Raw genomic sequence first — 12,200 nt, forward strand, 5'->3', positions numbered from 1 at the left:
CCGCCGGCTCCGGAGGGCAGGAGGGGAGCTTGGGATTACGGGGATATGCTTCGATAAATGGCGGTGCGGGAAGCGCTGTATCCGGCATCCAACTTCCCACGGGCGCGGTCCATGCCCGACATGATGGCACCCTTGTTCGAATTGAAATCGTGGTCTGATTTCTTCTGCGGAGGACGATTTCCTCCCGGTGGTCTGCCCGGATGGATCGGGGGGATTGGATGGGCCGGGCGACCGGGGTGGTAACCCGGCGAATGCGAGCCGCCGATGACGATGCCGGCGCCGTAGGCCAGCCCATATGGAAAGTCGCCATGACTGTTGCTGGTGCCGGTGCGGTTCCAGTTCCCGGCGTAAAGGAGGGCGGTTTCCCGGGCGGCCCGTTGATCCCTCTCGGCTTGTTCGACCTTGGCCTGGGCCAGTGCGGCGCCCAGTTCGAGGTCGACCGGAACCGTTGGATAGCGCAGCTGAAACTGTTTCCAGAATGCGACGCGTTCGGAGGCAGGCAGACTCTGAAAGCCCGGGCTGTCGACTTTTGACTGCCTGAGGGCCAGGCCTTCGGACTCGAGGAGGAGCCGACGTTCCTCGGCGACCCGGGCGAGGAGGTTCCGGCGTTCCTCCTCGTGAGCCCGTTTGGCGACAAGTTCGGACTCGCTCAGCAGGTTGGTGTCGGCGACCACGCCTTCACGCAGAACCACTTCGCCCCGATCGAAGAAGAGGATCCGGGTCTGTCCGATTTCGACGGATCCGTTCGGGACGCCCAGCTCCGCGCGAACGTCCTGGGCGGAATCACCCGGGAGGATTCCGGCCACGAGTGAAGTGAGGGGGAGGAGAAGTGGGAGGAGAACCACTGCCGATCTCATGGCGTGAATGTAGACTCCCGGCCCGGGAAACGCAACCCGATGAGGTCATCGGGGACACGGCGCGGGTTTTCCCTTACTGGATGTTTGACGGCGTGGCCTCCTGCCGCGAGGCCTTCTTCCGCATTCTTTCGTCACTGGTTGCCCGGCGGGACCTGATCGGCGTTGAATTCGTCCTACTTGGAATAGACCCGGGAACCCAGTTGCAACATGCGACGGGCGATCTGCTTTCGCAATTTCCGCGCACGGCGACGGTCCGGATCATCGGCGGATCGTCCTTCACCGGCGAATCGATCGAGGATGATGGAGAGATCGTGATGAATACCCAGGCCCTCACCGAGGCGGGCCAATTGCTTTCTTGACGAGCCAGTCTTCCCGAAATCGAGATCCTGGGTGAGCCGGGTGGCATACCAGTGGGTCTTGACCTGGGTCCGCCAGCGGTGGAGATGGGCGGTGGTCGGTGAGTGGGTGGCGATCGTCCAGGCTTTCTTCGATCGATTGGAAATCTTCCTGATTCCGCGGAGAAGGTCGTTCCGGACAGTTTTCATGGCCAGTGGGCCGCAGAAGGAGGCAACCTGCGTCAACAGAGGAACGATCAGAGCAACGTCCGTTGGCGGCAATTCTGTTTCATCGGGAGTCGCGGATTGGAAAGTCGTGAGTCGGAAACGGTGTGCGATCTCAGCGAGAGCCGCTTCCGACCGGGTGCCGGCCAGGGATCGGGAGTAGTCGCGGATCTTCCGGTCGGTCCCGGTCGCCGCGAGACCCAGGATCTCCCGGTAGAGCGAAAGAAGACCCCGAACCCGCTTGCAACGCTTGCGAAGTTGATGGATGGCCTGATCGCGGGAATGGGCGGCGCAGGCCGATTCCTCGGCCGCCCGCGCAGTCTCCTCGGCGAGGATCCGCTGGAAGGCCTCTCCAAGACCCTCACCTTTCCGTATGCGGTAGGGCATGATAGCGGGCCATCCTGACGGCAATCCCGGCCGGGATCACGCTCAAACGGTCCGGATCGGGACTGTCGGCTCAATCAATAGGGCAGGGGAAAGCGGCGGCAGAGGTCGAGGACTATCTTTCGGGCGGACTTGATGGCATCCTCGGAATCCGGCGAAGAGAGCACCCGGTCGATGGCATCGGCGATGAGGATCATTTCGGGCTCCTGCATGCCCCGGCTGGTCACGGCGGGAGTCCCGAGGCGGATCCCGCTGGCCTGGAACGGATTGCGCGTTTCGAAGGGGATGGTGTTCTTGTTGCAGGTGATATGAGCCCGATCGAGGACGGCCTGGGCGGTCTTGCCGGTCAATTCGGCATTCTTGTCGCGGAGATCGACCAGCATGAGGTGGTTGTCGGTGCCTCCGCTGACGATCCGGTAGCCGCGCTCGATCATGGCCGCGGCGAGTGTCCTGGCGTTGGCGACGATCTGCGCCTGGTAGGCCTTGAACCCCGGTTTGGCGGCTTCGAGGAAGCAAACCGCTTTTGCCGCGATGACGTGCATGAGGGGACCACCCTGGGCTCCCGGGAAGACGGCGGAATCGATGGCCTTGGCGTGGGCCTCCTTGCAGAGGATGAGGCCGCCCCGGGGACCCCGGAGGGTCTTGTGGGTCGTGGTGGTGACAAAGTCGGCGTGGGCGACCGGCGAGGGATGGATACCGGCGGCGACAAGGCCGGCAATATGGGCGATGTCGGCAAGAAGCAGGGCACCACAATCCCGGGCGATCCGTCCCATCCGTTCGAAATTGATGGTCCGCGAATAGGCAGACGCCCCGACGGTGATCATCTTCGGCTTCTCACGCGAGGCGACCTCGGCCAACTCGTCGTAATCGATCTCCTCGTTTTCCCGACTCACTCCGTAGTTAATAACTGAATACAACTTCCCGCTGAAGTTGGCCGGGTTCCCGTGGGTGAGGTGTCCGCCGTGGGAAAGGTTCATGGTCAGGATCCTGTCGCCGGGCTGGAGGGTGGCGAAATAGACGGCGGCATTGGCCTGGCTGCCGGAATGCGGCTGGACGTTGGCGTGATCGGCGCCGAAGAGGGCCTTGGCCCGGTCGATGGCGAGTTGCTCGACGATGTCGACGAATTCGCAACCGCCGTACCAACGGCGTCGCGGATACCCTTCGGCGTACTTGTTGGTCAGGACGCTGCCCTGGGCCTCCATGACCGCGGGCAGGGTGAAGTTTTCGGAAGCGATGAGCTCGATGTGGGTCTGCTGGCGCTCAAGCTCGGCCTGAATGGCGGCATTGATCTCCGGATCGATCCGGGCGAGACTGCGGCTGTCGAGACCGGGGGAGGTGGATGAGTCGGGAAGTGACATGGGGAATTCAGGTCTTGAGGGATCGGACAAAGTTGAGAAGTGAGGGAATGGCTTCGACCATGCTGTCGCGGCAGGATTCGTAGGTGCGCAGGTTTCCGCCGAACGGGTCGGGAATCTCGTGATCCCGGGTGTCGGTCATGAACTCGCGCATGAGATGGACTCGTTCGGGGATCTTGCGGTATTGGAGGCGAATGATGTCGTGGTGCGATTCCGTCATGCAGAAGACGGCGACGGCTTCGTTGAGCATGTCCTGGGTCAGGTGCCGACTCCGGTGATCGGCGAGGTTCAAGCCGACCTTCCGCATGGCCTCCACGGAATTGGGTGATGCGGGTTGACCGTCGAGGGCCGAGACGCCGGCGGAAGCCACGGCAATGGATCGAAACGGTTCCGGCTCGGCGGCGAGCGCGTGCCGAAAGAGTGCCTCAGCCATCGGGCTGCGGCAGATATTCGCCGTGCAGACGAAGATAATGGGTCTGGGCTGTTCCGGCATGAAGGGCTTCAACCTATTTTGAGGGAGGGGTCTGGCAAATTTAATCCTCGGGAATCCGGCCGAATGCGCGCATGCCTTCGATCACGTAAAATGCGCGGCGGAGCGACTGGTCGACCGGCGGGGGCGGCGGGTTGTCGGTTTCGTTCTCCGTTGGGGTGGTCCGGGCGGTGGGGCGAGGGACGGCAGCGGTATCGGGATGGGGGAATTCCCTGAGGAGGCGGGCCTCGTCATAACGTTCCTTTTCGATGGATTGTTCGAGTACGGTTTGAAGCGGTTTCTCCGGATCGAACCGATCGTAGGCTTCTTTTTCGGTTGCGGCCTCGGCGTCGACCGGGATGGACGGCTGGAGTCCGATCCCGACGAGACTTCCGAGGGAGGCGGGGCGGATCTCTCCGCTGATCGCATGCCAACCGGGAAATCCGGGCAGGGGACGGTAGGTGGCGGTGAGTCCGGCGGTTGTTCTGCCGATGCTGAGTATCCGGTGACGGGATTGGAGTTCCGCGAGGACTGCCTCGAGGGGACCACCTGTTTCCTCGTTGACCAGGACGATGACCAGGCTGGTGGAGGAATCGGCCGGTTCGGTCTGCACGGTCAGGCGGTCGGTCGCCTCCATCCCTGCGACGGTTGCATAGTCGCCGATCAGATCGAGCACCAGTCGATCGTTGCGGGCGAGGAGGGCGCCCAGGGCGATGGCGGTTTCCAGGTCCGCATGAACATAACGCAAGTCAATCAGGGCGACCGGTTCGTCGAGGGCCGCCTGGATTGATGGCAGGGCCGTCGACAGGCCGCGAACCCGGACATAATCCACGCCGCCGTCCTTCTCACGGAGGAGCGGATCTCCTTCGGTCGGGATCAATTCCGGTGGAGGGTGATCGAGCAGTCGATTTGGATAATGCTGGTGGAGTCCTTCGAGCAGAAGATCGCTTTCGTTGAGTTGCTCCAGCCCGGGAAACAGTTCGGCGGGGAACAGGTCCGGATCGCTCAGGACAGGCACGGCCGGCCCTTCATCGGACCGGATCGACGGGATCGCGGGTCCGAGCAGGAAGACGAGGGCCGCAATGAATCGCCGGATGGTGCGGGGACTGGTCGTCATGCCGTTTCGTCCCGTCGCAGCTGCCGGGCCCCGATATCACGACGGAAGACCTTGGAGGGGAACTTGACCTTGTCGCAAAGCCGGTAGGCCAGAGAGGCCGCCTCCGGAAGGTTGGGGGCAAGTGCGGTCACACCGAAGACGCGCCCGCCGTTGGTCAGAATGGATCCATTGGGTCCGGTGCGGGTGCCGGCGTGAAAAATCCGGGTGTGGGCCGGGAGGCTGTCCGGCAGCTCGACCGTTTCGCCCTTCGGGTAGGATCCCGGGTAGCCTCTGGAGGCGAGCACGACGCAGAGGGCATGTTCGGGCCTGACGGCAAGCTGGACCTCCCGGAGTCGACCGGCGGCGGCGGCGGCCATCAGCTCGACCGGGTCGGTTTTCAACCTGGGCAGAAGGACCTGGGTTTCCGGATCGCCGAAGCGGACATTGTATTCGAGCACCTTGGGACCATCCGGGGTGATCATGATTCCGATGAAGAGAACGCCTCGGAAATCGATGCCTTCGGCGGCGATCGCTTCGACGCTTGGCCGGATGATGGTCCGGTCGATGATTGCCATGGTTGCCTCGTCGACCAGCCCGGCCGGCGAATAGGCCCCCATGCCTCCGGTATTCGGTCCGGTATCGTTCTCGCCTATCCGCTTGTGGTCCTGGCTGGTCGGCAGGGTCAGGTGGTCGGTTCCGGAGATGACCACATGGATCGAGGTTTCCTCTCCGACCAGGCATTCCTCGATCAGGATGTTGCGCCCGCTCTCGCCAAAGGCGTCCGCTTCCAGCATGGAGCGAACGGCTTCCTCAGCCTCGACGAGGTCATGGGCGATGATGACGCCTTTGCCGGCCGCGAGGCCATCGGCTTTGACCACGATCGGAAAGGCGCTGGTTTCGAGGTAGGCGAGGGCCGGCTCAAGCTGGTTGAAGGCCGTGGCGGCCCCCGTAGGGATCCGGTATTTCAGGAGGAGTTCCTTGCAGGCGATCTTGCTCGCCTCGAGACGACCGCCGTCGGCGGTCGGCCCGAAGGCAGAAATCCCTCTCGCCTTGAGGGCGTCGACCAAGCCCAGGCTCAGCGGCACCTCGGGCCCGACGATGACGAAATTGACTGCCTGCTCGACCGCCAGGGCGACGAGAGCGTCAATCTGATCGGCTGCGATCTGAAAACAGCGGCAGTCGCGCTCCATACCTCCGTTTCCGGGCGCGGCGATGACGCTTTCAACCAGTGGGCTGGCCAGGCAGGACTGGACGATGGTGTGTTCACGACCACCGGAACCGACGACGAGGACTTTGAAAGATTTCTCTGGGAACATTGAGGAGACTTGGCGGAAGCTCGGACGTTTGCAGGAGTCAGGATACTGGTGCGGGTTGCCTTGGTCTGTGAACCGAAAAGAGCGAAAATCGTGATTCAGGCGTCCTCGAATCGGCCCCGTGCCCATGGGGCGGGTTCTGTCATGTCGAAATTTAGGGCTTTTACAAAGGGAAATCTTACTCTACCCGTGGTCGTTCCAAGCGTCAGATCGAATCGGCGTCTCCGGAATTACGCACCTATGAAAACCATTCAAAAAGCTTCACTGTTTCTCCTGGCCCTTACGTTTCCCATCTTCCTGTCGGCACAGGAATCATTCACCGCTGCCGAGAGTGCGCCGGAAGCAACGGAAGAGGCGGGCGATGCCTATTCTCCGAATCAGATTCTGGAAGCCTGGGGATGGTACCTCGGTCAGCAGATCGACCTGGTCGGCCTTAACCTGAATGAAGCCGAAGTGAATGCATTGGCCCGCGGCATGCAGGTCGCGGCCACGGGTGCGAAGCTGGAGGTCGATCTGGAGGAGATCGCTCCCTATGTTCAGGAATACCTCTCGGCCCGGGCCGAATCGATCCAGAACGCCAGGAGCTCGGCCGGAAAACGAGCTGCGGCCGCCTATTTTGCGGACCTGGACGCCGATCCCAATGTCATCGTTCTGGATTCCGGTCTGCGCTACGAAGTGATTGAGCAGGGCACGGGTGCCTTTCCCGTTCCGGAGGACATGGTGGTCGTGCACTACACGGGCAAATTGATTGATGGAACGGTTTTTGACAGTTCGATCCCAAGGGGTGAGCCGCTTACCTTCCAGCTCAACCAGGTCATTCCGGGTTGGACCCAGGGACTCCAGAAAATCTCGGAAGGCGGCAAAATCCGTCTCTTTGTTCCTTCGGACCTGGCCTACGGCGATGCCGGCCGGCCGGGGATCCCGCCCGCATCGGCGCTCATTTTCGATGTCGAACTGCTGGAGGTGAAAGCGGCCATTCCAGAGCCGGTCGACGCTCCGGCCCCGGGCATGCAGTGATCCGTTGTCGGCGAAGTCTGCCCGGTCCAGGCATCCAGACGGAGTCGGTTTGACCGCGGGGGTCGCCGGCAGATGGCTTCATTTCCCCAAGTTCCCCAGTCGATCCGATCATGCGCCTCTCCCTTGTCACCGAGACCTTTCCCCCGGAAGTCAACGGGGTGGCCATGACCCTGAACCGGCTGGTTCGGGGACTGGCGGGGCGGGGCCATGAGGTCAGTGTCATCCGACCGAGGCAGGGTTCGCTGGATCGGCCGGACGGTGCGACTCCTTTTCGGGATATCGTGGTTCCGGGTGTGCCGCTGCCGCGTTATGCGGGGCTCCGCATGGGGCTGCCGGTTTATTCCCGGCTGATGCGGCTCTGGATGGAAGCGCCTCCCGACGTGGTTCATATCGCGACGGAAGGACCCTTGGGGTGGGCCGCCTTGTCCGCTGCCGAACGGATGGGACTGCCCATTTCGTCCAGCTTTCACACCAATTTCCATCAGTACGGCCGGCATTACGGGTTTGGCTTCATCAAAGGAGTGGCCGTTGCCTATCTGCGGCATTTCCATAACCGGACCCACTGCACGATGGTGCCGACAAACCAGATGGCGGATACCCTCCGACTTGAGGAGTATCGCAATGTCACCGTGATGGCGAGAGGGGTGGACACGGTTCTTTTCGATCCGGCCCGCCGGAGCGACGAACTCCGGCGGTCCTGGGGACTTTCCGGTGACGATGTTGCGGTGGTCTATGTGGGGCGGCTGGCCAAGGAAAAGAATGTCGACCTGGCGGTTCGTGCCTTCGAGCAGATGAGGAAGACCGAGCCGCGAATCCGCTTCATCCTGATCGGAGACGGTCCGGAGGGGGCCGCCCTCAAAGCCCGATACCCGGATTTCCAATTCTGCGGCATGCGTCTGGGCGAGGACCTCGCGACCCACTATGCATCCGGGGATGTTTTTCTTTTTCCCAGCATCACGGAGACCTTTGGCAATGTCGTGACGGAGGCGTTGGCCTGCGGACTGCTTGTGCTCACTTACGACTATGCAGCGGGCCGGCAATTCATCCGGACGGGAGTCAACGGACTGCTGGCGCCGTTCGACGACCCGGAGGCCTATCTCGAGGAAGCGGGTCGCCTGATCGCTCTCAGGCCGGAATGGGACCGTCTGCGACGGGCCGCCAGGGAAAACGCATTGCGAATCACCTGGGAAGCGGTAATCGGCGACTTTGAACGGCTTCTCTTCGACGTGATGACCCGTCGGCGCCTGCAGTAGGCCGGGAGGTGGATCCGATGAAAGTCTGCTTCATCATCAATCCGGTTTCCGGCCATCGGCGAAGTCGCGATGGTCGAGGTGAACGGCTGGATCGGATTACCCGCCAAATGGGCGTAGAGGCCGGTCTGTGGATGACGGAACGACGGGGCCATGCCGGGGAATTGTCGCGCCGGGCGGTGATGGAAGGTTATGACCGGGTGGTTTCAGTGGGTGGAGACGGTACGATGAACGAGGTGGCCGCCGGCCTGGTTGGAACCGGAGTGCCTCTCGGGCTTATCCCCCTGGGAAGCGGCAACGGCCTCGCTCGGGACCTCGGGCTGCCGCTCGCTTTCGACCGGGCGGTCGTGGTGGCCCTGCAGGGACGGGTGCGGGTCATCGACAGCGGGTCGGTCAACGGAAAGCCGTTCTTCAATATCATGGGGATGGGATTTGATGCCGAATTGGGGCGACGATTCAATTCTTCCTCCCGCCGCGGATTTCTGACCTATCTGCGGCTTGGGACCACGGCCTTTTTCGGTTATGCGATGCAGACCTGCCGGGTGGAGGCGGAGTCGGCGGGGAGGCAGCATTTCCAGGCCTTTCTGCTGTCGGTCGCCAATTCGACCCAGTTCGGAAACGGAGCCCGGGTTGCGCCGCGGGCGCGACTGGACGACGGTCGCCTGGACCTAGTCGCCGTGACCACTGCCCATCCGGTGCTCGGTCTGGGGCTGGCGGCACGGCTTTTTGCCGGGACTTTCGATCGGAGCAGACACACGGTGACCCTGGTGGGCGAGCGGTTCCGGATAGTCCGCGAGAAGCCCGGGCCGGTGCATACCGATGGAGAAATCCATGAAATGGGCGCGGAGTTGCTCGTCGAAGTCCATCCGGGCTCTCTCCGGGTGGTGGTTTCTTGATGATCTCACGGTCGGCAAAAACCACCTTGTGACGCGCGGCAGGCGTTCGGGATCCTCCGGCTGGTGGCGACAGACTGGTTGTTGGCCTTTTTCAGGGATCACACGGAGGGACCTGCGGCAGGTCAGCTGCCGGGGAGGGGAGCTGATCGGAAGTCGGGCGGGTGGTGATGACCAGCACCCGGGAGCGGAGGAGGGGCGTCCGGCGAGTGGACCTCCTCGAACGCGAATCGATCGGGCGACAGAGTCATCATCCAGGACCGGACGATTTGTTCCTCGTGGCGTCCAGCGGGATCACCGGGGTTGAGGACGATGGTGATGCGCCCATTGGCCTTGAGCAGTCGGGGGGCGGTCTCGAGGGCCTTCAGGGTCGATTCAGGCCGGGTGCGGATGTTCCGATCGCCATGGGGCAGGGAACCCAGATTGAAAAGGATGGCGGCGACCTGCCCGGACCAGTCGGGCGGAACCAGTCCTGCAAGATCAGCGTGGTTGGCCCTGACGAGGTTGACGCGGCCGGCCAGCCCGGCCTTTCTGAGCCGCAGGCCCGTATCCTCGATGGCCCGGGGTTGGATATCGATGGCAAGGACGCGGCCGGCGGGACCGACACGTTCGGCGAGCCATATGGTATCGTGGCCCCGCCCGGCGGTGGCGTCGATCGCGAGGTCTCCCGGACATAGGACTTCGGCTATCCGGTCCTGGGCCGCCCGCGTGGCCCGAAACGGCTTGGCCTGAACGGCCTCGACGGGCTCGAATCGGTGAATGTCGAGTTCTTCAGGAAGGGATTCACCGGCCGTGAGGGCCTGATCGAGCTTCTCCGCGCACCAGGGGGCCATGAGGAGGGTTCGTGAGCCGAAGCCGTTGAAGATCCAGATGGCGGCGTTCTCGTGATGCCGACCGAGAAAAGGCATGGTATCTCCGGACGCGGGGCGCACCCCGGCGCGGTGTCCGACCACCTGAAACGGGCAGCGGAGAAACGCCTTCAGTTTGTTTTCAATCTCCCTCCGGCCGGCCGGGGTCGGCTTACCGTGGTCGACCGTCCAGTCGTGGGTGGCCCCCGCCAGCCAGTTTTGGTCGTCGCGCGGGATGAGAAAGAGTTCTCCCAGGTGGATGCACGGCCGGATGTCGCCCTCGATGCGGATCTCCAGGATCTCACCGTGATTGGGCTTGAGCGGGAGATGCTTCCAGAGGGGATTGTCCCGGGCGACATGTCCCTCCGCAAAGATCACGGCTCTGGCTTGGATCTCTCCACAGATGACACCGTCCCGACAAGACTCCAGGCGGTCCGGCTTGATGATCTGATTGCCGTATCGGCCTTCGCGACCCAAGATTTCGGCGACCGTCTTTAGGAATGCGGCGGGATCCATCCACCCGCATCCCCGCAATTCGTATCCACCGAATGGAGATGAAGTGAGACCGTCCGGTTCGGAAGCAAAGTCCCTCAGGTCGAGTCCGGCGGCCCGGGCGTTCGCACGTCGTTCCGCCCAGGTCTCGGCCATGGCGCGATCGACAAAGGACCGGCGGATCGCGAGGCGGTGGAGGCAGGGAGTGCCGGTGACCGCCTCGACCGACTCAAAAAAGCGGTCTCCGGCCTCGAGGAGGTCGGGCAGATGCCGCGGAACGGTCAGGCGCCGACCGGTCAAGGGGTGGTAGAGACCGGCTGCGGCCCGTGAGCAGACGGGACCCGGGGATCCATCGAAAAGGACGACCGATCGGCCGCGTTTTCGCAGCGTCCAGGCGAGGATGGAGCCGGCCAGGCCCCCTCCTGCAACGATGAAATCAACCTTCATCGGAACCGGAAGAGCCGCATGGTCAGGCCTCAGAGTGATTGCGGTTGGCCTGGATGAAGCGAATGACCCGGCTCAGATTGTCACGAATTTCCGGAGCGATGTCCGCCGCCCTGATCGCCGTGAACGGTTCGTTGAAGAGTCCGCCGATCTCGGTCCGGATTGCCTCAATGACCTTGGAATCGCCGACCATTTGGTTGATGGACCGGCGTTCGTCCGCGCCGATGGGTCGATCGAAGATTTCCTTCAGCCGCTGTCCATCCCGATCCGGAAGAGCCTCGAGCAGGCGAATCATCGGAAGCGTCTTGATCCGTCCGTTCAGATCGGCGGGTATCGGGGTCGAGGGGGCGGCGAGGGAGACCAGTTCGTGGAGGTCGTTTTCCAGTTGGAAGGCCAGGCCGAGAGGCCGGGTGATGGTCTTGATCAGGGGGCGGATCTCCGAACCGGCTCCGGTCAGAATGGCGGCCAGGGTCATCGGCCCCTCGAAGGTGTAGCGGGTGGTCTTGGCGCGGTAGACGGCCCGGATGGATGGGCCCATTGCGCCGGCGATGGGCTCGGCCGACAGTCGAATTTCGGCTGCGGCACCCCATCCGGTTTCGCGGGCGACGACCATGAGGAAGCGGAGGGCCTCGAGAACGTTGGAGGAGGGAAGATCGAGGGAGGTGATCTGCTCGACCGCCCGGGCATAGAGCAGATCGCCGAGAACCAGGGTGATGGAACGGGCCCGTTCAAGGGTGAGATCGGGAAGGGAGGCCACTCGTTTCCAGAGGGTCGGTCCTCCCCGGCGGCTTTCGCTGGCGTCGATCAGATCGTCGTGGACGAGAAGGAACTCGTGAAAGACCTGAAGGCCGGCCGCAAAGCGGAGGCTGCCATCGTCGATGTCCCGGTCCGGATCGAGTGCCTTGAGGGTGAGGAGGAAGAGGAGGGGGCGCAGGCGTTTGCCCGGCGATTTCAGGTAATCCCGGAGAATCACGCCGAAGGCGTCCATTTCAAGCGCGGGGTCCAGATCATCAGTCAGATCGAACACCGATTGCTGGATCTCCATCTCGAGCCTCGGCCTTATGGCGGCGAGAAAGGCTGCCGGGTCACTTGGGTTGTTCGAAGACAGGGTCATGGGATTGGCAAGGTGTAGAAAGACCCGTCCGGGCAGGTGGGTCAACGCAACCCTGAGCACTTTTCGGAAGGTTTGTTCACTTGTCAGGTCCGGTCGATTCGGGCGATG

Annotated in this window: 11 protein-coding genes; 3 read left to right on the top strand and 8 right to left on the bottom strand. The window is 62.9% G+C overall.

The genetic code is table 11. The features are described from left to right. Positions 1-35 precede the first annotated feature (35 nt). From R3F07_17450 to purD, 6 genes are all read right to left on the bottom strand, one after another. The gene (locus R3F07_17450; GenBank protein MEZ5278171.1) at positions 36-857 is read right to left on the bottom strand and encodes a hypothetical protein; all 822 of its coding nucleotides are present in this window, start codon (positions 855-857) and stop codon (positions 36-38) included. 173 nt (positions 858-1,030) lie between these two features. Further along, positions 1,031-1,804 (bottom strand): CHAD domain-containing protein, encoded by a 774-nt coding sequence (locus R3F07_17455; protein MEZ5278172.1) that lies wholly within the window; start codon positions 1,802-1,804, stop codon positions 1,031-1,033. Positions 1,805-1,878: 74 nt separating this feature from the next. Continuing rightward, on the bottom strand, positions 1,879-3,159 hold the full coding sequence (gene glyA, locus R3F07_17460) for a serine hydroxymethyltransferase (GenBank protein MEZ5278173.1): 1,281 nt from the start codon (positions 3,157-3,159) through the stop codon (positions 1,879-1,881). 7 nt (positions 3,160-3,166) lie between these two features. Beyond that, on the bottom strand, positions 3,167-3,649 hold the full coding sequence (locus tag R3F07_17465; protein ID MEZ5278174.1) for a low molecular weight protein arginine phosphatase: 483 nt from the start codon (positions 3,647-3,649) through the stop codon (positions 3,167-3,169). A 40-nt stretch (positions 3,650-3,689) separates the two neighbouring features. Then, on the bottom strand, positions 3,690-4,742 hold the full coding sequence (locus R3F07_17470) for a hypothetical protein (GenBank protein ID MEZ5278175.1): 1,053 nt from the start codon (positions 4,740-4,742) through the stop codon (positions 3,690-3,692). Further along, positions 4,739-6,037 (bottom strand): phosphoribosylamine--glycine ligase, encoded by a 1,299-nt coding sequence (purD, locus tag R3F07_17475; GenBank protein MEZ5278176.1) that lies wholly within the window; start codon positions 6,035-6,037, stop codon positions 4,739-4,741. The genes R3F07_17470 and purD overlap by 4 nt, the downstream gene beginning before the upstream one ends. 237 nt (positions 6,038-6,274) lie before the next feature. Between purD and R3F07_17480 the strand changes: the two genes are divergently transcribed. From R3F07_17480 to R3F07_17490, 3 genes are all read left to right on the top strand, one after another. Further along, entirely contained in the window at positions 6,275-7,051 is a 777-nt protein-coding gene (locus R3F07_17480) for an FKBP-type peptidyl-prolyl cis-trans isomerase (GenBank protein ID MEZ5278177.1), read from the top strand. 110 nt (positions 7,052-7,161) lie between these two features. Further along, positions 7,162-8,304 carry a glycosyltransferase family 1 protein gene (locus tag R3F07_17485; protein MEZ5278178.1) on the top strand — a complete coding sequence of 381 codons (1,143 nt, stop codon included), beginning with the start codon at positions 7,162-7,164 and terminating at the stop codon, positions 8,302-8,304. 17 nt (positions 8,305-8,321) lie between these two features. After that, on the top strand, positions 8,322-9,197 hold the full coding sequence (locus tag R3F07_17490) for a diacylglycerol kinase family lipid kinase (GenBank protein ID MEZ5278179.1): 876 nt from the start codon (positions 8,322-8,324) through the stop codon (positions 9,195-9,197). Positions 9,198-9,319: 122 nt separating this feature from the next. Here R3F07_17490 and R3F07_17495 read toward each other — a convergent pair whose 3' ends face one another. Both R3F07_17495 and R3F07_17500 read right to left on the bottom strand, forming a co-directional pair. Continuing rightward, a complete protein-coding gene (locus R3F07_17495; GenBank protein MEZ5278180.1) occupies positions 9,320-10,981 on the bottom strand; it encodes an FAD-dependent oxidoreductase in 1,662 nt (553 codons plus the stop codon). A gap of 22 nt (positions 10,982-11,003) precedes the next feature. Then, complete coding sequence (locus tag R3F07_17500; GenBank protein ID MEZ5278181.1) at positions 11,004-12,092, bottom strand: polyprenyl synthetase family protein; 1,089 nt, start codon at positions 12,090-12,092, stop codon at positions 11,004-11,006. Positions 12,093-12,200 lie beyond the last annotated feature (108 nt).

Source organism: Opitutaceae bacterium (assembly GCA_041395105.1).
GTDB lineage: Bacteria > Verrucomicrobiota > Verrucomicrobiia > Opitutales > Opitutaceae > B12-G4.

What these genes read in the sequence shown, in the direction of transcription:
- R3F07_17470 (MEZ5278175.1), bottom strand. Translation starts at nt 4,742, where the DNA reads ATGACGACCAGTCCCCGCACCATCCGGCGATTCATTGCGGCCCTCGTC.
- glyA (MEZ5278173.1), bottom strand. Translation starts at nt 3,159, where the DNA reads ATGTCACTTCCCGACTCATCCACCTCCCCCGGTCTCGACAGCCGCAGT.
- R3F07_17495 (MEZ5278180.1), bottom strand. Translation starts at nt 10,981, where the DNA reads ATGAAGGTTGATTTCATCGTTGCAGGAGGGGGCCTGGCCGGCTCCATC.
- R3F07_17450 (MEZ5278171.1), bottom strand. Translation starts at nt 857, where the DNA reads ATGAGATCGGCAGTGGTTCTCCTCCCACTTCTCCTCCCCCTCACTTCA.
- R3F07_17490 (MEZ5278179.1), top strand. Translation starts at nt 8,322, where the DNA reads ATGAAAGTCTGCTTCATCATCAATCCGGTTTCCGGCCATCGGCGAAGT.
- purD (MEZ5278176.1), bottom strand. Translation starts at nt 6,037, where the DNA reads ATGTTCCCAGAGAAATCTTTCAAAGTCCTCGTCGTCGGTTCCGGTGGT.
- R3F07_17465 (MEZ5278174.1), bottom strand. Translation starts at nt 3,649, where the DNA reads ATGCCGGAACAGCCCAGACCCATTATCTTCGTCTGCACGGCGAATATC.
- R3F07_17485 (MEZ5278178.1), top strand. Translation starts at nt 7,162, where the DNA reads ATGCGCCTCTCCCTTGTCACCGAGACCTTTCCCCCGGAAGTCAACGGG.
- R3F07_17480 (MEZ5278177.1), top strand. Translation starts at nt 6,275, where the DNA reads ATGAAAACCATTCAAAAAGCTTCACTGTTTCTCCTGGCCCTTACGTTT.
- R3F07_17455 (MEZ5278172.1), bottom strand. Translation starts at nt 1,804, where the DNA reads ATGCCCTACCGCATACGGAAAGGTGAGGGTCTTGGAGAGGCCTTCCAG.
- R3F07_17500 (MEZ5278181.1), bottom strand. Translation starts at nt 12,092, where the DNA reads ATGACCCTGTCTTCGAACAACCCAAGTGACCCGGCAGCCTTTCTCGCC.